Raw genomic sequence first — 24,063 nt, 5'->3', positions numbered from 1 at the left:
ACGAGCGTAATGCTCACAACTTCCCTCTAGACTTGGCTAGTGGTGAGGCGACTCCAGTTGCTTTAACAGCTCCCGCTATCCAGGGTTAAGATTTAGCTCTTAGCTCTTAAATAAGAAAGCGCTCTCCTTTGGGGGGCGCTTTTTTGTGGGGGAAGATGAAATAAGGCAAGCAAGATGCCTGCCTTATCGGTAAAAAGTTGGCGATCGCCATGACGATCCAACGGTCGATCTAAAACTGCTGTAAGAAGCGTAAGTCGCTGCTGTACAAACGCCGGATATCATCAATTTGGTGTAGCACCATCGCAAAGCGTTCGATTCCTAAACCTGCGGCAAACCCGGTATAGACTTCTGGGTCATACCCCACAGCTTTCATCACATTGGGGTCAACCATGCCGCACCCCATCACTTCTAACCATTTCCCTCTCCAGCGCACATCCACTTCTGCCGAAGGTTCAGTGAAGGGGAAGTAACTTGCCCGGAAGCGTACTTCCAATTCTTCCCCAAACATTTCCTGGAGGAATTCTTTGAGGGTGCCTTTGAGGTGAGTAAATGTTAATCCTTCATCGACTGCCAAGATTTCCAGTTGATGAAAGACGGCGGCGTGGGTGGCATCTACTGTATCTCGACGATAGCAACGTCCTGGGGAAACAATGCGAATCGGCGGCTCATTTTCTTCCATGTAACGAATTTGCACAGAAGAAGTCTGAGTCCGCATCACGTTGCCATCGGGTAAGTAGAAGGTATCCTGCATGTCGCGAGCAGGATGTTCTGGCGGGGTATTGAGGGCTTCAAAGTTGTAGTAGTCCGTCTCCATTTCTGGCCCTTGGGCAACGGTGTAACCCAGTCCCACGAAGATATCTACCATGCGATCGATTGTGCTATTAATCGGATGCAGCCGACCTTGAGGGCGGTAAACGGCTGGCATCGTAACGTCTAACGTTTCTGCTTCTAACTGTGCCTGAATTTGCGCGGCGTTCAGGTCTTTGATCCGATGTTCTAAGTTCTCTTGCAGCGATTCTTTAACCTCGTTGGCAAGGGAGCCGATGCGGGGTCTGTCTTCTGCTGCTAACTTGCCCATACCCCGCAAAACCTGAGAGAGCTGTCCTTTTTTGCCTAGGTAGTTGACTCGCAACTGTTCTAATTGCTCCAGAGTATCAGCAGAAGCTATCGCTGTAGCCGCTTCCTTTTTGAGGGCGACGAGTTGAGTCTCAAGGTCGTTGAGCGTAGTGGTCATACTAGAATTTGTGAATGCAATGCGAACAGGCTGCCAAACAAGAAAATATCTCTCTTCAGTTTACAAAAGCCTCGGAGGATATTTTTGGGAAAACTAAATTGATTCAGGTATAGCGGGGTACAAAAACAGGCAAGCTAGAATCAGACAACTGTTTACTCGCCGCTGCTTATATTACATGAAATTGCTAATCAGCAACGACGATGGCATCTTCGCCTTAGGGGTTCGTACCCTTGCTAACACCCTCGCGGATGCGGGTCATGATGTCACCGTAGTTTGCCCTGACCGCGAACGTTCTGCCACGGGTCATGGTTTGACGCTACATGACCCGATTCGAGCCGAAAGAGTCGAATCGATCTTTCACCCCACTATTAGAGCTTGGTCTTGTTCCGGGACGCCTTCTGATTGCGTCAAGTTGGCATTAGGAGCCTTGCTGGAGTGTCCGCCGGATTTCGTCTTGTCTGGCATCAATCACGGCTCGAATCTCGGTACGGATGTTCTTTACTCTGGAACCGTTTCAGCGGCGATGGAAGGCGTTTTAGAAGGCATTCCTAGTGTTGCCTTTAGTCTGGCGAGTTATACCCTGCAAGAGTTTCAACCGGCTGCTCAGTTTGCTAAAACGCTGCTGGTGCAGTTGGAGAAGCAGCCCCTACCCCAAACAACCTTGCTCAATGTCAATATCCCGCCAGTCAAGCAAGAAGATATTGCGGGTATTGCAATTACTCGCCAAGGAATTCGCCGCTATCATGAAACGTTTGAAAAGCGAGTAGATCCTAGAGGAAAAACCTATTACTGGTTAGCGGGTGAAGTGATTGAGGAATTGGAACAACCCGATCATCTGCATCTTCCCAGTCATATTCCTACGGATGTCCAAGCCATTCGCGAAAAATACATCACGATGACGCCGTTGCAATACAACCTCACGGATACTGCTGGGGTGCATATGTTGCAGGATTGGGGTATGGGAGATTGCAATTGGCGATACTAGCGCATAGTCTCAATTCATCGTGGAGCGATCGCGTTTTCCCTCAGAAGCACTTAGCAATCTTTTGTGATCAGAGACTGGTGCTATCCTAGAACACTATTTTCAACGGATATTCACGGCTTTTGAATGACTTTTATGCTGGCAATGTTTTTGCAACAAAGGGTTTATAATTGCTATATAGGTTGAGTTGTTAGAATAGATAGAATAAAAAGAGAATGAAGCTATTCACGTATTCTGTCACCTCTCTATGTATTCTATTCATTGCTGCTCAAATAGTACCAAGATTGCTAATCCAAAATAATCTTGAAAAGATAGTAGGGGAAGATTCTAGAGCTGTCGAGTATGCTGAAGAGTTGCTTTGGCTCGTTGGACATGGAAAATGTTCACAACTAGCAGCTTTAACTTGTACTGGTGTAAAAATCACAGAATTTAAGCCGATAGTGACCACTAGTAGCTACAGGGACAACTCTTCCCAAACCTGCCCCTATCCTTACGAAGGTAGAATAGTAGTATATGGACTGTTTGGGATTCCATCGCAAGAAGTCAAGTTTGGCTGCGATTTAGTTGAGATAGATTTTGTCCCGACAGTTAGTAAAGCTGATACGTACTTATAGGTAGACAACACTGACAATAAGCGGTTTATTCCTACCAGTATCGCGGTCTTATTTTTTGCAATCATTATTCAAACTTATGCGCGTAAATGTTGTTTGCAAAAACACGAACAGGTGAATGCTTCTAGTGTTATTTCAAGAACTTGATGATCGGCAAGTTTCTGAACTGTGATCGCGGCATAACAACTTGTCAGGCTGGGTAAAAACCTCATACAACCATCCCTTTACCCAATTTCCAAAATCTCCACAATTCCGCTTTGACCGTTAATTCTGACTCGTTGCCCATCCTTTAATAACCGTGTGGCGTCGTGGATATCCAAAACAGCGGGAATGCCGTACTCCCGCGCCACGATCGCGCCGTGGGAAAGACGCCCTCCCACTTCGGTAATTAATCCTCCGGCTCGTGCTAAAAGCGGTGCCCAACCAGAATCGGTGTAGGGTACAACGAGAATCGTTTGCTTATCAATTCCAGATGCCGCTTGCAGGTGGCGAAGGACTCTTACTGACCCTTCGATTTGTCCGGGACTGGCACCAATCCCTTGCAGTCGTTGCTGAGGGGTAAGGGAGGCAGTCTCAGGAAGCGGGAGAGGGGGAGCATTGCCGTAAACGAGCCGTGCTGCTGTTTCTAATTCTTTGTCTTGTGCGAGTTGCGATCGCCTCTGTTGTACCAATAAAGATAAGCGTCTCAACTCCTGGTCAGCACCACTGACTAGGCGACGAACTTCGGAAAACTCTAAAAAGAAGATATCTCCAGGTGCTTGCAACAAACCCGACTCTAACCACATCGCTTCCAACGCCAAAAACTGAGCGCGGAGTTCTGCCAGCAGTTGCGAGTAAACCTCTGTGACTCGACCTTTTATATTCAGGCGTTTTTGGACAATTTGCGCTCTGAGGCGTTGGTTGTTGGGTGGGGAAGAAGGCGGCGGCGGATTTAAGAGAAACTCGGTAAATAGTTGCCGCACGGGGCGGGGGTCTTCTTTCCATGTGGGAACAGCAATATCAGTTGCGACATCGCTGAGGTAGCCATAGCGATCGAGCCAGCGATTGAAGGGTTCTAAGATACAATCCCCATCTGGCATCTCTGCTAGGGTGGCAAACAGGGATGGCCCACTGGGAATATCAGAAAGCTTTAATTTGGGAATGACGTGACGGGCATCGGCGGCTAATTGCGCTAGCGATCGCGACGAGGCAACTTCTGGCATCTGGCTGTTGTCCAGTTCGTCATCCTTCGCGCCTAGGATGGACTGTCGCAGAGAGAAACTCAAGGGAGCGAGAATGCTGTAGTAGGTTGCCCGCTTCAGTACCTCCAAAATCCTGTCGATGCGTTCTAGCAAGACGGAGGCGGATAATTCACTAGTGGGGCGTTCTGCCAATTGCCTTAAGGTGGGAGCAATGTGTTGCTCGTAATCTGCCTCAAAGTCAGATGCCAAACGCCATTCCCGACCGAGTAGCCGCAGCAATCCCGGTACATTCCGGAGGGTGGAACGTAGAGGAGGTTTGGAAAACTTTGCCCCTCTAGTGAGAAACTCCAAACTTTCTGGGGGTAAACCCATGCGACGGAAAATTTCTCCTAGGAGGGTGGCGTTGAAGTAAGCACGGGAGTAGTGCAGCGTTGCCGTTTCGTTAAAATCTAATCCTTGGGAGCGATCGCCTAAAACGATTGTGAAAATCTCTCCCCAAACCCCACAAGTTAAAGGACGATTGATCGACCAAGTCAGCGGTCGAATCAAGCCAGGAATCACCTCGGCGGCAATTTTGCGCGTCCAGATCGGTTGTAGGGTGGTGATAGGACGGGCTTGCAATATCCATAGCTGCTGACCGTCATAACTCCACTCAATATCCTGAGGGATGCCGTGGTAGCGGTCTTCCAGTTCCCTTGCCAAGATAGCGACTTGCTGAATCAATGTCGTTGGTACATCCCCAGCACCTTCAATCTGGTACGAAATGGAGGCATCTTCCTCTGGGCTTCCGACTGTGGAGTCTCTGTTTAACGGTTTTGACGCTTCTGACATCCGCACCGACACTTTACTCGCTGCCCCTGACTCGCGAATATACACGCGGTACTGTTCTGGTGTGATTTGCCCGGATACTACTTCTGTGGCGTCTCCCGGTAAGGCTTCAATGACGACGGCATCCCCTTGTTGGTAAATGGGGTCGCGGCTAAAGGCAACGCCAGAAAAAACCCCTTTAACTTGTTTTTGAATCAGTACTGCCATTGACGTTTCGCTCAGATGGCGATCGCGGCGATACTGAGTCGCACCAGGGGCATCATAGGACGCCAAAACCAAAGCGATCGCGGCTTGCAACGCCGATCGAGTGGTCACATTCAACAGACTTTCATACTGTCCCGCTGCGGATGACTGTTCGGAATCTTCCCCAATCGCCGAAGAACGCACCGCTAAGGGTTCTTGCACAGATATAGGGAGATGATTAATCACTGGTTCCGGGTCATCTCCAGGGGGGAGCACCCAGCCGGAGGGTACAGAATAGCCCCATCGCCTGAGTTGGGACAAGGTTGCCGCTTTTTGACCGACCTTTTGGCTGTCTAGGGGAGTATCGAGAGAAACAATTGCGCGATCGCCGCTAAAAAAACGAAACACTTTTTGAGATTCTACCTGACCTTCTTTGGTGGGTAAGTCTAAGTCGTCGGGGATTTTTTGATAAATCCACCCTAACAATAGCCCCAGTAACACCGCCGCCACAATGCGTTCCCCATCCTGGGGGTGCAATAGTGCCAGAATCAGGGGAAACAAAATTAGTGATGCAATGCGTCCGGAAGTGCGATCGCGGAAAATCGTAAAGCCAATGATAGTAACGAAAAAAACAGACGCGGCTGTCACCCAGTCGTGGACAATAAAGCCCCAAACAACGTTGGTTGTTCCCGCCCCTTTGCCAAACCAGTAACGCCCCATCACCAGTGCTATCAGGGCGATCAATTCCCACTCTGGGGCAGTTGGGAAGAACGCCCGCGCCAGTAAAACAGCAGCAATTCCCTTCAACGCCTCCGTCAGCACGGCGAGGATTCCTACCCAGCGTCCCCCGTGGTAAAAGGCGGCGGAGACAGAGATATTACCTGTACCCAGTTGTGACAACTGACGCCCTGTAAACGCTGCCATGATCCAGGCAATTAGCGGCAGCCCTCCTAGCAGCGGACAAACAATGAAGATCAGTAGTGCGCCCCAAACCTGCATTAGCGTCATGGTATTAAGAGCGATCGCTAAAGTTTTTTTTCATCGTAAACGTTTTGTTTGAGTCTTGCTTTCACCACGATGCTCCTTAATAGTCAATGGCTGCGAGGACAAACCTCCACAGCCATGACAGGAACTCTGTTTAATATAGGTTACGCCTATGCCTAACCCCTCAAAAACTAACGTCGTCTCCGGCCACCAGAAGAACGTCTAGCTGGACGTGAAGAGCGACTGCTGCCAAAGCCACTACCACTAGGACGATTGAGTCGGCTAGGGCTTGATCTCTGAGAGCGACGCAAGTTGCTACTGCCATAACCGGAACCCGTCGAACGGCTGTTGTTATTGCTAGGCGTGCGTCTAGTTGTTGTTGTTGGTCTTGTCGTAGGTGACCTTCTCAAACCCCCTGTCGTCCGCAAGGTTTGACGGTTTCTCACGGCTGGCGGGGGAGCTTGGTAGCGAGTCTGGTATCGATTAACGGCTTGACTGTAGGTATTGCCATAACCGCCGTAACCCCTCAGCACGCCACCGGGTTGATAGACGGGTGGTACATAGTAACGGGGGGCAAATAATAAACTGCCGATCGCCTGCCCTGCCAAAGCCCCAGCAAAGGGAGTCCAGAAGCCAGTTTCTCTACGAACAACTACAGTTTCCTGTTGTCCGGTTTGAGAATTAGTTTGCGTTTCTGTGACGTTGTGGACGTATTCAATCTTGAAGTCTTCCGCCAGGTGCATCACCGCCTGACCATTTTTGATTTCTACATAACTCTTCTGTCCGGAGTTAATTTGCTCCTCTGTCAGAGCTGCCATCTGTAAATCTGTTGTGCGGAATGTTGCGGGAGTTCCCGGCGGGGTGTTGAGCAAAAATAAGCTGTACTCCCCAGTGGCATCATCGTAAGTTGCCTGTTGGACAGGATATTCCCCGTCGCTCAGTCGTGTGGGAGTAGAAGATGTTGTTGTCAAATTGGGATTGCGAGGGCTTGACACCTGAGGAGAACCACAGGCAACTGTAGTCCAAGATAATGTCAAAGCCATGAAAAGAATAGTTAGCTTACGGAACATAAAACAAGGTAGGGTTTATAACGATTACTAAACGGGTTTATTGAGCGGTAAATAGCCGAAAAACTCAGACATTTGGCTGAAAAATTCCTTATAGAGGAATTAGTTCCGGAAAGTTAGCAATGACTTGATCGTCAGTTAGTTGATCTCCGAATTGTGCGGGGGAAAAGTGTACCTGAATTGCCCGCAGTCGTTCCTGATAGTGGAGATTAACCAAGGCTTTCAACCCGGCGTTTAAAGCAGTGATATCCGCTAGATCCGTTTCTAGTTCAGGAACTTCACCCTCCGCCGCCACGGTAATCATGACGACTAAATGGCGCGTAACAGGTAACGATAACAAGTCTGCTGCCTCAGAACTCGATTCAGCAAAGTTGGGTTCGCTCAGGTAGCGTTCAGCCGAGTCTGTGAAGAGTTCGCTCACATAATCTCCGGCTTCCCCTTCATCCCAAAATACATCGCCTTCATTGCCAGCCGCTTGCCAGTAGGTATCGACCTGTAAAAGGTTTTGGCAAATATCTACTAACCCTTCCCCTAAAACCTGAAGGTCGCCATCAGATTCCACTGCCTCTCGTGCGGCACGATTGAGAACCCCTAACAGAGGGGCAACTTCTTCGCCAGCCAAATGCAAAAATATTCGACAGACGACAAAGCGAGTTTGATTAGTAAGCCGATTGAAGCGATCGCGCCAGGAACTCATGTTTGCTTTACTACTAAGGGCGAGAAATAGACGTTAATTTAGCTACTTTTTCTACTTTAGTAGGCATAGCAGTTGAGATCCAGCCGACGAAAATACGGTTTACCCCCCTCAAAGCTTTCTTCCCGTGAACGGTTTGGAAGTGAAGGAGTGTGGTGGGCATGATTTGATCGCGTCTCGAGACGATGCCTATCTTGACGGGCAATATCCACCTTCTAGATATCTAAGCGGCAACTTTTCGCTCTGTCACCAACGTCAAACTTACCCATTCCCCCTGCTCGCTGTAGCGGCGAACCATCCGTTGACGCAAATCCGGTTCCAAGAGCCAACCGACCTCCAGAACTAAGGAGTGACGGGGTTTGAGTTGCAAAGGGCAGTTGGAAGAGGCTCCGTCGGGAAGTAGTAACACTTGCACCGGGAGAGAACCTTGCTCAAAGTGCAGGATGGAGCCATCAATGCGACCGCTAGAGGTGATGGTACGGGCGGAGTCTCCCGTGCCAAAGGTGAGTTTTTGTGTCAATGTATCGCTATCTTGGCGCTGTAACTGAAGCTGTGTGGGATAAGTATCAGGCGATCGCAAATCTGGATACAGCGTCACTGCCTCTCCCTGCCATTCTCCCAGCAACTGCTCTACAGTTAGGGGCGGACGTTCTGGTGTATCTGTCCCCGCGAGTTTTTCTCGAATTAGTGTGATTCTCTCCAGCTTGGCTTCTTTGTCAAAGAGCTGCACCAGACGCAAGCGGCGATCGCCTGCAATTAAGCCGAGTTCTGCGCCAAACTCTGAAAATGGCCCCCATTGCACAGAACCTTGGGAAAATGCGCCATTGTCAAAAATTTTTATGCCCTTGCCCAAGGAACTGTATTCCAGCACCTTCTCATTGACAGGTGCATCGGTTGGTAGGCGGCGCACAATTTGGCGCATCGTTTGATTGTCGTTGATCCCCTCAAAGGAAACGACAGTCGGCGTATCTTCCAGCAGTTGCCCTTGGGGGGATAAGCGGGTAAATGAGCCGTGCCATTCTCCCAAATTTTTCAGCAAACATTCCCATTGAGAAGACATGTTTTTTTTTCTCAACTCGCCTCTTTGATGCTAGGGGAAATTGAGGCGCTTAGGCTAGAAGCCCTGTTTATAGCAAACTGCTGAGTCGGTGAGTCGGTGAGTCCTAACTAATAAATCAAGTGCAGTGTAAAGGGCGATCGCTAAAAACGCCTAACGCACAGCAAACCGACGCACGGCAAATACGCTGCCCACGAAACCCACAGCACCACCCAAACAGACAAGAATTACAGGCAGCAAAATCAGATGTAAGTAATTAGGTTGCAGCCCCTCAGCGAGGAATTGAATAAAATCCGGTTGAGTGGCGAGTAAGTTACGGAGAAACTGCTGAATACTAGTAATCAGAACCCAAGCGATCGCCGCACCGACAACGCCAAATACGATTCCCTGCAAAATAAATGGTAGGTAAATCCAAACGGTTGTTGCCCCTACCAATTGCATAATCTCAATCTCCCGCCGTCGTGCCATCACAATTAACCGAATCGTTGTTGTAATCACGGCAACGGCTGTCAGGCTGAGGATGGCAGTAACAGTGAAACTCACCCAGCCCAAGCCTTGATGCAGTTGATTCAGGCGTTCTAGGGCTTCATTGACGTATTGCACGTTATCAACACCAGGGATTACTGCTAATTGCTGCGCCAGCACTGGGACATCTTCGGGGGTTTGCGCCTTCACTTTTAGCTCATCCACCAAAGGATTACCCGCTAGTTGCTGTGCCGCCCCGTTAATATCAGAAAGCCCCAACTCCTCCACGAGAGTTGCCCAAGCAAGTTCTTTATCTACCGTTTTCACAGCACTGATGTGAGGCAGTTTCTCCACCATGGGGATAACAACGTCTAGCTGCGCCCCAGGATCGAGATAAACCGCCACTTCCAGTTGGCTACCAAACTGATTTAACAGTCCTTCCAGTTGCCACGATGCCTGTAAACTCGTGCCAAAGAGAAACAATAAGACAGTGACGGTGCTGACGGCTGCCCAGTTCATCCAGCCCCCACGCTGCAATCCAACTAGGGTTTCACGCAAGAGGTAATCAAGTTTGGTGAGAGATTGAAGCATCCAATACCTGCCAACGCGATCGCGTAGATGAGCAAAAACCAAGATAACTGAAATCGGGAGAATGTGGCGAGCCGGGGAGCCGGGGAGCCGGGGTGCAGGGGCGCAGGGAAGCCGGGGAGCCGGGGAGCCGGGGAGCCGGGGAGCCGGGGTGCAGGGGCGCAGGGAAGCCGGGGAGCCGGGGAGCCGGGGAGCCGGGGCGCAGGGAAGCCGGGGAGCCGGGGAGCGCGGAGAAGCAATAACCAACCCTATTCATACTTCATACTTCACCCTTCATACTTTATTCCCGATGACGGTTATTTACCCACATCCCCGGAAAATTTATACTCTTGCTACTATTGGGAACTGTTAACATTGAAGAAAATTACACCGTAAAATAGTAGTCTTTAGTGAGTTCACGTCCAATGACTTCTCAAGTAGTCATCGAAAAGAAAAAATTAGAAAATCCGCCCTTAGAAATTCATTACTTAGGCGATCGCGTGCTGCGTCAGCCTGCCAAGCGAGTTGCGAAGGTAGACGACAGCATCCGGCAGTTGGTACGGGAGATGTTGCAAACGATGTACAGTGCCGATGGCATTGGTCTAGCCGCCACACAAGTCGGAGTCAACAAGCAAGTAATTGTTATTGACTGCGAGCCGGATAACCCCACCAACCCGCCGCTAGTTTTAATCAACCCTGCCATCAAGAAATTTGGTCGCGCTTTGTGTGATGCTCAAGAAGGTTGCCTGAGCATTCCTGGCGTCTATCTAGATGTCCAACGCCCAGAGGAAGTAGAAGTCGCCTACAAGGATGAGAACGGACGTCCCCGCACCCTGAAAGCCGATGGATTGCTAGCGCGTGCTATCCAGCACGAAATGGATCACCTGAATGGTGTAATGTTTGTGGATCGGGTGAATAATGGTTTGGCGTTAACTGAAGAACTCAAAAAGCATGGCTTTTCTGCTAACGCCGTTCAACCCATGCAATAAGGATTGAACTAAAACATTATGATGACACCAAAAAGCGGTCTATTCTTGACAGGTTCTTGCGTGGCAGCGATCGCTGCTGTTGGCTCAATCTTTGAACTTTCCTCAGGTAATCCCGCCTGGGGCACTTTGGGAACAGCGATTACCTTAGCGGCTAGCGTTCCCTTGACAGGATTCTTTTTTTATGCTGCGGTTCGTGACGCCAGAGCGAATCTATAGAACTTAGTCTAGCGATGCTCGTAATCGTAGATAGGGAAATGCAATCCGTCTTGGTTGATCTTGAACCTGGGCGGTTTTTTTTGTAAGGTGGGCTTTGCTCAAAAACGACTTTTTATAATGAGGTGCTTCACATCTCCCTCGCTAACGCCGCATCTACTTGTTGAAGCAGGTGTTCCGGGGTAGAGGCGTTATCTAGAACCACATCCGCCGCCGCCACTTTGTCAGCAAGGGGGAATTGGCTAGAAATCCGAGCGTGGGCATGTTCTGGAGTGAGGCGATCGCGTTTTATAATCCGCTCTAGCTGTTGGGTAGGTTCGCAATAAACCACCCAAATTTCTGTCACTAAGTGGGTTAACTTGGCTTCAAATAGTAACGGAATCGCTAACACAACTGTAGAGGCGGCGATGTTGTCCATTTCTGCTTGAAAACGCGATCGCACCACAGGATGAATCTGCTGCTCCAGCCATTGTCGTTCGGCGGGATTGGCAAAAACAACCTCCCCTAAGCGACGCCGATTGAGAGTGCGATCGCCCCCAAGAATATCATTGCCGTAGCGTTCCACAATTCTGTCTAACACCAAAGAACCGGGTTGCACCGTTTCTCTGGCGTAAACATCCGCATCTAATACCGTTAACTGATACGCTTCGGCAAGGTAATCAGAAACAGTAGTTTTCCCTGTAGCAATGCCACCTGTCAACCCAATGATGCGCTTTTGTGTCATTTTCCCCCTAAAACTGCACCTCGGCAGCAAGTAAGGCTTCCGCCCCTTGACTCGTTAGGGGTTTGGCAAACAGATACCCTTGCCCATATTCGCAATTGAGCGATCGCAACTGTTCCCACTGCTCTTGTGTTTCGACCCCCTCTGCCGTCACATCCATCTCTAAAATGTGAGCTAACGTTGTCACCGTTCGCACAATCTCTAGGGCTTCTTTGTCAGCTCCCAAGCGACTGACAAAAGAGCGGTCAATTTTCAACGTATCAATGGGTAATTGATGCAAACGCCCCAAAGACGAGTAGCCCGTGCCAAAGTCATCAATGGAAAACTGAATCCCCAAGGTTTTAAGTTGTTCTAATATCACTAGTTCCACGGCGGTGTTTTCCATCATGGCGCTTTCGGTAATCTCTAGCTTTAAACTGCGCCCCTGGATTCCCGCTTCCCGCAGCAAGTTGTCTAGTTGTTCTAATAACCCTAATTGGGCTAGCTGCTTGCTGGAAACATTAACGCTCATTGTCAACGCGGCTTGACGGGGAAATTTGTCGTGCCAAGCTCGTAGTTGACGGCAAGCCTCCCGCCACACCCAACGATCGATCTGACCAATCAGCCCCGTTTCCTCTGCTAAGGGAATAAATTTGTCTGGTGAAACCATACCGCGTTCTGGATGCTGCCAGCGGATTAACGCCTCAAACCCCACGATTTTTCCCGTATTTAAGGAAATAATCGGCTGATAGTAAACCTGAAACTGAGATTGGGCGATCGCCCGCCGCAAGTCTGCCTGTAACTGCAAACGTTCCCTCGCCTCTGCTTGCATCAGCGGGTCGAAGACAGCATAACTCGCTTGGCGATGGACTCTAGCGTAATGCATGGCGGTATCAGCCGCCCGCAGCAGGTCTTCAGGATTACTAGCTTCCGACTCCTGACCACTCAAGACAATACCGATACTGGCAGCCGCAAACACTTCATGCTCACCAAGGTTAATAGCAGACAGTAGTTGTTGGTGAATCTGTTCTGCCATATTGGTGGCGACGCTGGCATCTTTGATATTTGGTAAGAGAATGGCAAACTTGTCCGAGCCTAGCCGTGCCAAGGTATCGCTAGGACGCAAACAGCGTTTTAACTTGTCTGTTGCCGTCACAATTAGCTGATCGGCAAACCCATGTCCCAGGCTGTACTTAACAATCTCAAAGCCATCTAAATCTAAAAAAAGAAGGGCAAATAAACCGCTGTTATCTTGAAGTTGTTTTACCGTCAACAGTTCTAAACGGTCTAAAAATAAGGCGCGATTGGGTAAATTTGTCAGCGAGTCATAAAAAGCGTAGCGTCGTAGTTGCACCTCAGATAGCTTGCGCTCAGTGATGTCCTGCGCCACAACCATGCCAGCAAAAATGTCTCCCTGATCGTTTTTGACGGGCAACGTCTGCACGGCATAAATGCGATTGACATAGGGGATTTCAAAGCAGGTCTTTGTTCCTGCTAGCGTGGCACGATAATTGGGTTCCAATACCTCGCAGGTTTCTAAGGGGCCAATTTCCCAAATGGTTTTGCCTTCTAGTAACTCTCTAGAAAGATTAATCCTCACTAACCCCGCGCCGTCTGCCAGGGTATAGCGCAGCTCTTGGTCAAATAGAAAGATTGCCCCGTCTGGATAGTTGCGAGCAATAGTGCGGTAGAGCTGTTCTCGCCTGCACAATTCCTCTTCGGCTTTCTTTTTCTCCGTCACGTCAATCACCATTGAAAGAAAGCCCATGACGCTGCCATCTGCTTCCTTCAATGCCAAGTTATACCACTCACAGAGGATGATACGTCCGTCTTTGGTGCGGTTTTCATTGATGTTGTGGGCGATCGCCATTGGCTCCAAGGCAAGCTGCTCAAAGATCGCTTCAACGTCCGCCCAAACCTCCGGAGTGATAAACAATTCCCAAGGATGCTTGCCCAATACATCAGCTTTGGTAAAGCCAAAGATTTGTTCTGCCGCCGGATTCCAATCGGTTATTTGCAAGTCTTTATTGCCGAGGATACAGCCAATCGGCATCCGGTCAAATTGAAGCTGAAGCCGCTCTTTTAGCTGTTTTGTTTGTTCAAAAAGCTGGGCATTGAGAATTGCCATTGCACAGCGTTCGGCTGTAATCTCTAGCAGATGAATTTCCTGCTCTTGACGGGGATGGAGGTTTAACCAATCGACATGAAGGACACCGATTACCTGACGGCGACGATGCAAGGGAACGCCTAGCATTGTCCGAATCCCCTGTTCTTTCAGGCGGGGGTTGAGGACGCGTGGATCGGACTGGGCATCTTCAAGATAAAGCGGCTGCATGGTTGAGGCGATCGTCCCCGCAAAGCCCTGTCCCATCGGAACGCTGTAGCGATGTTTGAGATTAGGATTGTCTTCACTCCAGACGTCCTCGTTCACGCCCAGGCTAGCGCGGACGAACAGATGGTCTTCTTCTTTGAGGAGAATCACCGCTGCATCCGCCTTCATCACTTCGACAATGCGACGGAGCAAGACATCGAGCAATTCGTCCAGATCTAAGGTGCTGATGCTATTGCTGGTGATGGTTGTTAAGGCAAGCAAATCTTCTCGTTCTCGGCGCAGTTCCTCTTGCAGTTGCTTACGCTCTGTAATATCTCGCGCAACGCCAATGATACCCAGAATGTTTCCTTGGGCGTCGCGGTAGGTATCTTTGGTAGACAGAAAGATCCTCGTGATGCCGTTGAGGGTGAGGACTTCCTCTAGGCTCTCCGTCTGACCCGTTGTCATGATCTTGCGGTCAGTCTCCATGATTTGACGAGCCGTTTCTGGAGACAGAAAAGCCGTGTCATCTTGCCCGAGGATTTCTTCTTCTAGCTTTCCAAAAATATCGGCAGTTGTGGAGTTAGCCATCAGGTAGCAACCCTGATGATTTTTCACAAAGATGGCGTCTGTTGTCCCTTCAACGACCGCCCTTAAAAGGTTGTAGCTTTCTTGCTGTAAGCGCCAAGCACGGGACACTAAAGCATAGAGAAACGCGCTGGTAACGAAGACAAACGCCCAGCCTTTAATAATTTGCAATTGTGTTAGGAGCGTGCCATCGTCAATGAATTGTGCCAGTAACCAGTCCGAAACAAGAATCCACAGGCTGCTAAAAAATGTATAAATGAATACAATATTTCGGACTTGATGTCGTGCAGATAAACCCTTGCCGATCATAAGCAATTTTTACAAGCCTCTGGGGGCATTGATTGCGAAATATAAGTCTAGTTGTAGACAGACAGGATTGCCAAAGATTTAAATAGATTGGATGCTAAGGATTTCTCAGTTAATATCCCCACATCGTGATGATTTCCCAAGTTTTTCTCCTCTGCTCAATTAGTCTTTATTTACACAAATTTAGCGCTCTTCATATTATAGGGGCGCGAATTTTGACTAAAAATTAGCAGTTGCACTGAAAGAAGAAAAAAATCTTCCTATAAGTAGGACAGATTATTTGTTTAACCAATCCTTATATCGAGGTTTGAGAAACTGTTAATTTTTAATTCTCTTTGCAAAGAGTTTTAATTTAAATGTCAACATCGTTTAGCCAAGAAATTAATTTCCACAACCAGTAGCCAAACTCAGTTTTAATTCATATCTTGCACATTGTCATTAAGCGTAAGGTAGACAGAGCCTACCCCCGGTATTTCTTGTCTAACGTCGTCAGAAGCACTGCCCACCCTACATAAACTGAATTCTTGGTTAACTAACAAATCTTTTCGGGTAGGTGGGGGTGAACAGAGTGAAACCCAACGCAGACAACACTTTGGGTAATATGTTAGTTTCGCGTATTTCAAAACGCCTACCTACAATCAATCAAAATATTTCCTAATTGCTTGGATTAGTCCTTCTAGGGTATATTCCGCCGCTTCTACATCCACTCGCCTCAAGAGCTGACGGCAAGTTTCAGAGGTTTGAGGACCAATCGAAGCAATGGAGACCTTTTCTAACACAGAGGTAATAGAGACAGGATGGGATAGGGTATCGCCTTGCTGCAAAGCCTTTTCTAGAAGTTGATGAAAATGCCTAACGGTTTTAGAACTGGCAAAGGTAATGACATCCACCGCACCCGCCAAAAGAGCATCAAGTGCCGCCGGAGCGATAGTTGCCGGACATCCTGACTGATAGGCTGCTACCTCCACCATCTCTGCTCCTTGTGCCGTTAGTTCCTGCACTAACGCTTCTCTACCGCCCGTTTCTACTCTGGGAAACAGAATTTTTAACCCAGATAAGGATTCGGGAAAGTGTTCCACTAACGAATCAGCAATAAAGTCTGGCGGGATGAAGTCGGGTTGGAGGTTGCGAGATTTTAGGCTGGCGGCGGTTTTCTTCCCAACGACGGCAATTTTGACCCCCGCTAAGGCACGGGTATCTTTTCCTTGAGCCAGCAGCCGTTCAAAAAAGTAATCGACGCCGTTGCTGGAGGTAAGAATGAGCCAATTGAAGTCAGAAAGATGAGCGATCGCATTATCCAATGCTTCCCAACTCGAAGGCGGCGTAATCTCCAACGCTGGCATCTCAATGACACTTGCACCCTCTCGCTCAAGCAGTTTGCGAAATTGGCTAGATTGTCCAGCAGAACGGGTGACTAAAACGGTTTTACCTGATAAAGGAGGTTGAGACATAGGAGATTGAGATTGAAGAAACTCGCGTAACTTAACAACTTCGCCGATCGCAATTACAACTGGAGAGAGGGAAATGCCCTCCGTTTGCTTGAGGATATTGCCTAAGGTACCCGTCCAAATTTGTTGTTGAGGACATCCTGCCCAACGGATAATCGCAATGGGAGTGGAATGCGATCGCCCATAGCGTTGTAACTGGCGAGTAATTTCGCTCAAATGACGCCCACCCATCAAAATCACCAGCGTATCAATCCGCGCCAAGGCTTCCCAATCTAACTCCCTTGGTTCATGGGCACTGAGTACGGCAAAACAACGACTCAGTACTGCATCGGTAAGAGGAATACTAGCAAGCAAGGGAGCAGCCAAGGCAGAAGAAATTCCAGGGACAACTTCAAATGCACACCCCGCCTCAATTAACGCCTGGATTTCGGCACTAGTACGCCCAAAAATAAAAGGATCGCCACTTTTTAGCCGCACCACTTGCTTCCCCTGTTGGCATTGTTCCACAAGTAACTGATTAATCTCAGCTTGCGGCGTGCTGGGGCGTCCTCCCCGCTTACCAACGTCAAATTTTAAGCAATCGGGAGGTACTAATTGCAATAGCTGGCGATCGACTAAGGCATCATAGATTAACACCTCGGCTTGAGCTAATAGTTTTTGTGCCTTCACCGTCAGGTAAGACACATCCCCTAATCCGGCTCCAACGAGGTAAACTTTTCCCATTTGATCGCTCAATTTTTTTCCTCAGTATGTTCATATTTTGGAGGATATAGGGCATTGAGGAAACCTCTGAATCGATGAGAATATAGACTTTGAAGAAATTAGTACTTGTAGCGATCGCGGTAGCAGCGATCGCGTTAGGGCTTCCTCAACTCGCTCTGGCTGAGACAACCCAACTCACGCAACTTGATTATGCGGGTTTTGTCACGGTTGAGGGGGCGTATCCTCTCCCCTTCCGTTACAGGTTTAATGTGCCCCACAAAAGCTTCGCCGTCGAAAATCTTAGCGGAAGGCTGCAAGATGAAGGGGATTCGGAACTGACTATTGAGTTGCTGCGATCGCTGAAAAAGTTAGCTTCAACACTCACAGGACTGACTCTGAGTTCCTTAAGGGGTTCGGGTGCTATTTTTAGCGATGCCGAGAAGACTATTCAGCTTTCTCCCTTTGAGTTTTCCTATAATCCGGTTGATGATATTTTGACTGTCGATGGCTACGACTTTGCCAAGATTCAATCTTGTTTAAGTCGTACTTGCTATCTCGCGGGAACAGCTTTTGCCGTGGGTTCCTTGGGGAGTTTACCGATTACTACGACTGTGGAGTTTGATGTAGCGCAAACTGCAACGCCGATTGGCGATCGCGATTCCCTTCCTATATTGGGTTGAATGCGAGATCCCCGACTTCTTCAAGAAGTCGGGGATCTGAACAAAGAAACTTACTTAAAATTACGGTTGACAAAGTCGTCAATACTTTAATGAAAACGAGCAATTCTGTTCTTTTATAAGTGTCTGTATTTTCACTGATAGTGAATAGAAGATACAGATTTTTTTTGTGCCTAATTATTTACCAAACCTTCACGCTAACTCCTGATGAACTTTACCTACTAAAGCCGTTTAAGGGATAGATTAAATAGGAACTAGCAAGTCGTAAGTCCGATATAGAACTAATCACGCTAAGTCCGACTGTGCGCGGATTAAGCAAAACTTCTACCCAACAAAAACTTTTGGAGATAGAGAAGAATATGCCAGGTATTATCAAGAAATTTTTGCTCGGCGCTTCAGTAGTGGCAAGTGTAAGCGCGATCGCCACTTCCCCAGCGATGGCAGGGAACTTTAGCTTATCAGGGAGTGATTACTTACTTTATGATGTTTCAGGCTCTAATACTGTCCTCAACCCCAGTGCGGATCTAGATAAAGTCCTGAGCGGCAATAGCAGCGCTCCTGGTGGAAACGTTGAGCTATTTGCCAGCAGTGAAAAATTGACCAATAGTGCATTTTTGGCTTCTAATGCTCGTACCAGCGTCACCGGAACAGTTGCGGGCAAAACCCTTACTCTCAGTAGCTTGACAGCAACTGACTGGTTTGGAACGAGTTTGAATAAAACCTACGGTGCTGCCACCTTTGCCACCACCTGGTTTAATGGCTTTTTAACTAATGCTGGTATGGGAGGGTTCGTTGGAAACGGACTTGGCACAGCTGCCTTTAATCAATTTTTCGGCATGGGTGGATTTCAACGCGCCAGCGACCCTAACATCTCCTATGTCACAACCAGCGGTACTGACCTGCTGATTGGTTTGGCGGGTCACTACAATGTCAAAGAAGTTTATGCACCAATGTTAGGGCAATTGGGCGGTCTTATTAGAGATGGATTCCAGGCAAGTGAAGTCGTCAAAGCTAGCTACAACGGCGTTGAGGAACTACTCTACAGCTTCAGCGCTACGCAGTCTGGCTTAGTGAACGGCTCAGGCGTAGGTGCTGATGGCCGCTCTCACAGCGGTAACTACGAAGTTGCCCTCAGAGGCGTCGTTACTCCCCCACCCCCCGTAGAATCAGTCCCCGAACCCTCCACAATGCTGGGTCTGATGGCTGTCGGTGGTCTATTTGCCGCCAAGCGGAAGCTGCAAAAAGCTTAAAGCTTTAACTTTTCCACTGTCACAACCGAATCGGGGAGCCAATTGGCTCCCTTTTTTGTATAGGCGGGTCTTGTACAAAAGTCATTGATAAGAGTCAAAAGCGATCGCTAAACCCGCCCCTTGTTTCTTAGTCTATAAAACAACTCTCTTAACTCTCTCTCTGTGCCCTGGTGTGCCTAGTACGGTTTAATCATCCAACCCTTGACGGTTTGCCCCACCTTTAGAGATCAGCAAACTTACTGAGGAATCAAGCAAGCCTTTCTATCATAGGAGTAGTGCTTTAAAAAAAGTTGACTAACCTCCTGTGACGACATCGGCAAAGACATTACCTCTGGTTAAAGATCCAGAACGGCTAGAAAAGCGCCTTAAAGAAATTCCCCCAGAACCGGGGGTTTATTTGATGCGCGACTCAGTTGATCGCATCTTATATATTGGAAAATCAAAGAAACTGCGATCGCGCGTCCGTTCCTATTTCCGCGAATCGCAAAAATTAAGCGATCGCATCATGATGATGGTGCGACAAGTCGTTGAGATTGAGTTCATCGTCACCGACACCGAAGCCGAAGCTCTCGCCTTAGAAGCCAACCTAGTCAAGCAGCATCAACCCTACTTCAACGTTCTTCTTAAAGACGATAAAAAATATCCCTACGTCCTAGTCACTTGGTCAGAAGAATATCCCCGCATCTTCATCACCCGCAACCGACGTTTAGGCAAAGAAAAGGATAAATACTACGGCCCCTTCGTTGATACAGGACTGTTGCGAACCACCCTACGAGTGGCAAAGCGCCTCTTTCCCTTACGCCAGCGTCCCCAACCGTTGCACAAAGACCGCCCTTGTTTGAACTATGACTTAGGGCGCTGTCCTGGTGTTTGTCAAAAGTTAGTTACCCCGGAAGAGTATCACAAAACGATTCAAAAGATTGCGATGGTCTTTCAGGGACGGACAGAGGAACTGATACAGGTTCTCACTGCCAACATGCAGCAGGCGGCCCAATCGATGAATTTTGAAGCGGCTGCCCGGATTCGCGACCAAATTGCTGGAATTCGCTCCCTCAGTGCCGATCAGAAAGTCTCTTTACCTAACGATACTATTTCGCGGGATGCGATCGCCCTTGCTGCCGACGAACACCACGCCTGCATTCAACTGTTCCAAATTCGTGCGGGTCGCTTAGTCGGACGCTTGGGATTCTTCGCTGATGCTCAATCGGGGACACCAGGCGCGATTTTACAACGAGTATTAGAAGACCATTACCAAACCGCTGACTCGGTGGAAATTCCCACAGATATTTTGGTGCAGCATGAATTACCGGAAGCGGAGATGTTGGCGGAATACTTGAGCCAGAAAAAAGGTAGAAAAGTCACCATTGTTGCCCCTCAACGGCAAGCCAAAGCCGAACTGATTGAGATGGTCGAGCGCAACGCCCATTACGAACTAGAGCGGACTCAGCGCTTTGCAGACCGCAACAATCAGGCATTGCAAGACTTAGCAGACATCCTCGACTTGCCCGACTTGCCACACCGGATTGAAGGTTACGATATTTCCCACATCCAGGGTTCCAATGCGGTTGGTTCGCAAGTGGTATTTGTGGATGGCGAACCCGCCAAGCAACACTATCGCCACTACAAAATCAAAAACCCTGCCGTTACTGCTGGTCACTCCGATGACTTTGCTAGCCTCGCAGAGGTGATTCGCCGCCGCTTCCGCAAGTACGCGGAAGACCCGCAACTACTGCGAGTTGGCAATTCTGATTGGCCAGATTTAGTAATGATTGATGGCGGAAAAGGTCAACTCTCTGCGGTTGTCGCTGTCTTGCAAGAGATGAACTTGATTGAAGACTTGCGCGTTGTCAGTCTTGCCAAGCAGCGAGAAGAAATCTTCCTTCCTGGCGAATCGCAACCCCTACCAACAGAAGCGGAACAACCAGGCGTTCAGCTACTCCGGCGTCTGCGAGATGAAGCCCACCGCTTTGCTGTCAGTTTCCACCGCCAGCAGCGGAGTGAAAAGTTGCGGCGATCGCGTTTAGATGATATCCCTGGCTTAGGCTTCAATCGCCAAAAGCAACTGCTAGCGCACTTTCGCTCTATCGATTACATCCGCGAAGCCTCTCCCCAACAGTTGGCAAAGGCTCCCGGTATCGGTTCGCGTTTAGCCCAGGAAATTTATGACTACTTCCATCCAGCTTAAATAAGTAACCGTAGGGTGCGTTAGTAACGCACTCTACAAAAGTGGCGATCGCACTGCTCGTAATAGCTCGCGCCGAACCTCGTAGTCTGCAATCTCTGGAATAATAACGCGGCTCCCTGATGTAATGTGAGAGTGGAGCCACTGGGCACAGGCAACACTCTCAGCAGAAAGCTTTGGATTCGTAACTAGACCAAGCGGTTCTGTATCTAACACGATGACTCGACTTACTAAGTTATACCCTTCAGCTCAGACGGAAATAACTTGCGATCGGACAAGCGATCGTCATCTAAAGCATGAATCAAATACTTACCTGTTTCCTGCTGTTCCTCCCCATCCTCATCATCGATCCAGGACTGGAGTAAGCTGACTGCTTCAGCTTGTTTTTGCTTTAACAAAATAGAGTTTGTCAAAAGCTGCAATGCTATTGCTTCTACGGAAAGCCCGTGCCGATCGGCTTCCTGCAAAAGATACTGCTCTAAATCTGATGGCAGGTTAAGGGTTAGTGTCATCGTTTTGCTAAGAATACACCCTATATTTTAGCCCTGAAAACTTAGAGATTAGACTGTTGCCCTTACTCCTAACTGAAGCTACATAACGACCGCGTTCAGCGGATGTAAGTGGCATCAAACTCTACACCAAAGAATTGCTTCATTCCGATACAACGCGCTTGTTAGGCTTCGCGTTTTGATGCCTGAAAGTCTACTATCTTAGAGTACAAGCTGCCTACTGATTCTGGGGCAAAAAGCTGGTCTTTGAGTTTCAAGTAGTCTCCCTTGCCAATATTGCACGCTGCCCAAAACCGAGCAACAGCAGACGGTTCCATATTGGATAGCAAAATCTGAAATCCTTCCTGTAAAACTTGTTGCTCGCTTTTAACCTGGATCATCGCTGCTCATCTCCAAAACAAAATCAGCTGGATTCATGACTTTCATAGTTAACCCCGAACACCGATTGATTAGCCGCTTATCACAAGTAATGAAATAATCGCTGTTAATCGCTTCTGCACACGCAACATGCAATGCATCAATCGCTTTTAATCCATTTTGTTCTAAGTCTTCGGCTTTCTGGCGGATTGCTTCATCAACTTCTTGCCTTAATTCGGCTAATTGAAGATATCGGCTCATCGCCTCCTGATTGATGGGGTGCGGATTGCGATCATTCTCATATTCCAAAACTGAGGAGCTAATTAACTCAACTGCCTTGGCTTCAACCATCTGCAAAATAATGACTACAGCTTGGGTTTCCAGGAAAATTTTGGGCTGAGTTTGATCGTCAAACGGACGGTTGTAAGCACTGGTATCTAAATATACACTTGTCACGCGATCGCTCGAAGCAAGACTATTCCACTTTATCCTGCTGCTTGGACAAGCACCCAACCCAAAACATCATGAATTCAACTGACTTAGCCTTCACTCCGGCTTTAGAGCAAGCACGACTCATCCGCAGCAAGGAAGTATCGCCTTTGGAGTTGGTACAACTTTATTTAGAGCGGATTGAACAACTTAACTCTAAGCTGGGAAGCTACTTTACGGTAACGGCTGAACAGGCGATCGCTGATGCTACAGCCAAAACGGAACAACTGGCTGGCAACTCCGAAGACTTACCCCCATTCTTTGGCGTCCCCATCTCCATCAAAGACCTGAATGCAGTTGCAGGCGTCCGATACACTGCGGGTACACCTGTACTAATGAAAAACATTGCCGACTACGACGATGGAGTAGTGACGCGGATTAAGCAGGCAGGCTTTACGATTCTCGGCAAAACGGCAACATCAGAACTGGGGTCTTTTCCTTATACTGAACCTCTAGGATTTCCCCCAGCTCGCAATCCTTGGAACTTGGACTATACCCCTGGCGGTTCTAGTGGTGGTGCATCAGCAGCCGTAGCAGCAGGATTATGCGCGATCGCTCAAGGTTCAGATGGTGGTGGTTCGCTGCGGGGGCCAGCTTTTTGTTGCGGATTAGTCGGTATTAAACCCTCGCGGGGACGAGTTTCTCATGCCCCTGTGGGCGATCGCCAAAGCGGAATTTCTAGTAATGGCCCTTTAGCTCGAACTGTAGCTGATGCCGCCGCATTACTAGATGTAATGTCAGGTTATATTACTGGCGACCCCTACTGGTTACCTGCTCCAGAGAAGCCGTTTCTTGATGCCACACAGCAACAGTTAGGTCAATTACGCATTGCCTTTACAACATCAGTTCTCCCCGTCGGAGAAGCAAACAGCGAGTGTCAGCAGGCGGTGCAAGAAACTGTGCAACTGCTAGAACAAATGGGTCATATTGTCGAAGCGGGTTGTCCTGATTTTAATGGTTTGACGGAACCCTTTATCAAAGTTTGGCAAGCTGGAGCCACAGCCGCAGGAATTCCTAAAGAGGTACTGAGTCCTATGAATCGCTGGTGTGCCGAGCAATCGACTTCTGCGGGGGAATATTTGCAAGCGGTTATTCAAATGCAGCTCGTTTCTCGGCGAATCGTGGCATTTTTTGATCACTTCGATGTACTAGTGCTGCCAACCTACCTGCATTCAACCATCCGCGTTGGCGAGTGGGCGAATTTGAATCCCGAAGAAACGCTGCAAAAAATTATTAACTGGATTGCCCCTTGTCCGCCGTTTAATGCATCAGGCTTACCCGCGATCGCTCTTCCAACGGGTTTTGATGCCAAGGGCTTACCACTAGGTATCCAACTCGTCGGACGCCCTGCTGCCGAAGCAACATTAATCGCTCTAGCATCCCATCTAGAAGCCGCTAAACCCTGGATTCAGCATCGCCCTGCTTTAAGTTGATGGGGTGCAGGGGTGCAGGGGTGCAGGGGTGCAGGGGTGCAGGGGTGCAGGGGTGC

General features: G+C 48.7%; 21 protein-coding genes and 1 pseudogene. 9 read left to right on the top strand and 13 right to left on the bottom strand.

Annotated features, from left to right (window positions below; translation table 11 throughout):
• Positions 1-89, top strand: a pseudogene (locus AC5JR3_RS19820) (photosystem II protein D); the annotation flags it as partial.
• A 140-nt stretch (positions 90-229) separates the two neighbouring features.
• On the opposite strand, the gene pheS reads toward AC5JR3_RS19820, so the two are convergent.
• Positions 230-1,234, bottom strand: coding sequence for a phenylalanine--tRNA ligase subunit alpha (gene pheS / locus AC5JR3_RS19815; RefSeq protein WP_495848286.1), 1,005 nt, complete (start codon positions 1,232-1,234; stop codon positions 230-232).
• 175 nt (positions 1,235-1,409) lie between these two features.
• On the opposite strand from pheS, the gene surE reads away from it, so the two are divergent.
• Complete coding sequence (surE, locus tag AC5JR3_RS19810) at positions 1,410-2,219, top strand: 5'/3'-nucleotidase SurE (protein ID WP_495848285.1); 810 nt, start codon at positions 1,410-1,412, stop codon at positions 2,217-2,219.
• Between the two features lie 832 nt (positions 2,220-3,051).
• Here the strand turns inward: surE and AC5JR3_RS19805 are convergent.
• The 5 genes from AC5JR3_RS19805 to AC5JR3_RS19785 form a co-directional block, all read right to left on the bottom strand.
• Positions 3,052-6,027 carry a glycerol-3-phosphate acyltransferase gene (locus AC5JR3_RS19805; RefSeq protein ID WP_495848284.1) on the bottom strand — a complete coding sequence of 992 codons (2,976 nt, stop codon included), beginning with the start codon at positions 6,025-6,027 and terminating at the stop codon, positions 3,052-3,054.
• Between the two features lie 167 nt (positions 6,028-6,194).
• The gene (locus AC5JR3_RS19800) at positions 6,195-7,073 is read right to left on the bottom strand and encodes a hypothetical protein (protein ID WP_495848283.1); all 879 of its coding nucleotides are present in this window, start codon (positions 7,071-7,073) and stop codon (positions 6,195-6,197) included.
• 88 nt (positions 7,074-7,161) lie between these two features.
• Positions 7,162-7,767, bottom strand: coding sequence for a DUF1517 domain-containing protein (locus AC5JR3_RS19795; protein WP_495848282.1), 606 nt, complete (start codon positions 7,765-7,767; stop codon positions 7,162-7,164).
• Positions 7,768-7,987: 220 nt separating this feature from the next.
• Entirely contained in the window at positions 7,988-8,824 is an 837-nt protein-coding gene (locus AC5JR3_RS19790; RefSeq protein WP_495848281.1) for a DUF3598 family protein, read from the bottom strand.
• A 150-nt stretch (positions 8,825-8,974) separates the two neighbouring features.
• Positions 8,975-9,877 carry a cell division protein FtsX gene (locus AC5JR3_RS19785; RefSeq protein ID WP_495848280.1) on the bottom strand — a complete coding sequence of 301 codons (903 nt, stop codon included), beginning with the start codon at positions 9,875-9,877 and terminating at the stop codon, positions 8,975-8,977.
• A 61-nt stretch (positions 9,878-9,938) separates the two neighbouring features.
• Between AC5JR3_RS19785 and AC5JR3_RS19780 the strand changes: the two genes are divergently transcribed.
• From AC5JR3_RS19780 to AC5JR3_RS19770, 3 genes are read left to right on the top strand one after another with little or no spacing between them, the layout of a single operon-like run.
• Complete coding sequence (locus tag AC5JR3_RS19780; protein WP_495848279.1) at positions 9,939-10,226, top strand: hypothetical protein; 288 nt, start codon at positions 9,939-9,941, stop codon at positions 10,224-10,226.
• A gap of 52 nt (positions 10,227-10,278) precedes the next feature.
• Entirely contained in the window at positions 10,279-10,842 is a 564-nt protein-coding gene (def, locus tag AC5JR3_RS19775; protein ID WP_495848278.1) for a peptide deformylase, read from the top strand.
• Positions 10,843-10,863: 21 nt separating this feature from the next.
• Positions 10,864-11,058, top strand: a complete 195-nt coding sequence (locus AC5JR3_RS19770; RefSeq protein ID WP_495848288.1) for a hypothetical protein — start codon at positions 10,864-10,866, stop codon at positions 11,056-11,058.
• Between the two features lie 127 nt (positions 11,059-11,185).
• Here the strand turns inward: AC5JR3_RS19770 and coaE are convergent, their stop codons facing one another.
• From coaE to cobA, 3 genes are all read right to left on the bottom strand, one after another.
• Complete coding sequence (gene coaE, locus AC5JR3_RS19765) at positions 11,186-11,779, bottom strand: dephospho-CoA kinase (RefSeq protein ID WP_495848277.1); 594 nt, start codon at positions 11,777-11,779, stop codon at positions 11,186-11,188.
• Positions 11,780-11,786: 7 nt separating this feature from the next.
• A complete protein-coding gene (locus AC5JR3_RS19760) occupies positions 11,787-14,963 on the bottom strand; it encodes an EAL domain-containing protein (protein WP_495848276.1) in 3,177 nt (1,058 codons plus the stop codon).
• A gap of 635 nt (positions 14,964-15,598) precedes the next feature.
• Positions 15,599-17,131: a uroporphyrinogen-III C-methyltransferase gene (gene cobA, locus AC5JR3_RS19755; RefSeq protein ID WP_495848287.1), complete on the bottom strand. Its 1,533-nt coding sequence runs from the start codon at positions 17,129-17,131 to the stop codon at positions 15,599-15,601.
• Positions 17,132-17,220: 89 nt separating this feature from the next.
• Here cobA and AC5JR3_RS19750 point away from each other — a divergent pair, with 89 nt between their 5' ends.
• From AC5JR3_RS19750 to uvrC, 3 genes are all read left to right on the top strand, one after another.
• On the top strand, positions 17,221-17,790 hold the full coding sequence (locus tag AC5JR3_RS19750; RefSeq protein WP_495848275.1) for a hypothetical protein: 570 nt from the start codon (positions 17,221-17,223) through the stop codon (positions 17,788-17,790).
• Positions 17,791-18,146: 356 nt separating this feature from the next.
• Positions 18,147-19,037: an NF038130 family PEP-CTERM protein gene (locus AC5JR3_RS19745; protein WP_495848274.1), complete on the top strand. Its 891-nt coding sequence runs from the start codon at positions 18,147-18,149 to the stop codon at positions 19,035-19,037.
• Between the two features lie 304 nt (positions 19,038-19,341).
• Positions 19,342-21,222: an excinuclease ABC subunit UvrC gene (uvrC, locus tag AC5JR3_RS19740; protein WP_495848273.1), complete on the top strand. Its 1,881-nt coding sequence runs from the start codon at positions 19,342-19,344 to the stop codon at positions 21,220-21,222.
• 33 nt (positions 21,223-21,255) lie between these two features.
• On the opposite strand, the gene AC5JR3_RS19735 is transcribed toward uvrC, so the two are convergent.
• The 4 genes from AC5JR3_RS19735 to AC5JR3_RS19720 all read right to left on the bottom strand — a co-directional run bounded on the left by AC5JR3_RS19735 (position 21,256) and on the right by AC5JR3_RS19720 (position 22,541).
• The gene (locus AC5JR3_RS19735) at positions 21,256-21,435 is read right to left on the bottom strand and encodes a hypothetical protein (RefSeq protein WP_495848272.1); all 180 of its coding nucleotides are present in this window, start codon (positions 21,433-21,435) and stop codon (positions 21,256-21,258) included.
• Between the two features lie 14 nt (positions 21,436-21,449).
• Positions 21,450-21,731 (bottom strand): hypothetical protein, encoded by a 282-nt coding sequence (locus tag AC5JR3_RS19730; RefSeq protein WP_495848271.1) that lies wholly within the window; start codon positions 21,729-21,731, stop codon positions 21,450-21,452.
• A gap of 161 nt (positions 21,732-21,892) precedes the next feature.
• Positions 21,893-22,108 carry a hypothetical protein gene (locus tag AC5JR3_RS19725; RefSeq protein ID WP_495848270.1) on the bottom strand — a complete coding sequence of 72 codons (216 nt, stop codon included), beginning with the start codon at positions 22,106-22,108 and terminating at the stop codon, positions 21,893-21,895.
• Entirely contained in the window at positions 22,095-22,541 is a 447-nt protein-coding gene (locus AC5JR3_RS19720; protein WP_495848269.1) for a PIN domain-containing protein, read from the bottom strand. Before AC5JR3_RS19720 ends, AC5JR3_RS19725 begins: the two co-directional genes overlap by 14 nt.
• Before the next feature lie 68 nt (positions 22,542-22,609).
• On the opposite strand from AC5JR3_RS19720, the gene AC5JR3_RS19715 reads away from it, so the two are divergent.
• The gene (locus AC5JR3_RS19715; RefSeq protein WP_495848268.1) at positions 22,610-24,007 is read left to right on the top strand and encodes an amidase; all 1,398 of its coding nucleotides are present in this window, start codon (positions 22,610-22,612) and stop codon (positions 24,005-24,007) included.
• The last annotated feature ends 56 nt before the right edge of the window (positions 24,008-24,063 follow it).

It is taken from the genome of Kastovskya adunca, from assembly GCF_059505785.1.
This window is presented reverse-complemented; position numbering and strand designations above follow the sequence as displayed.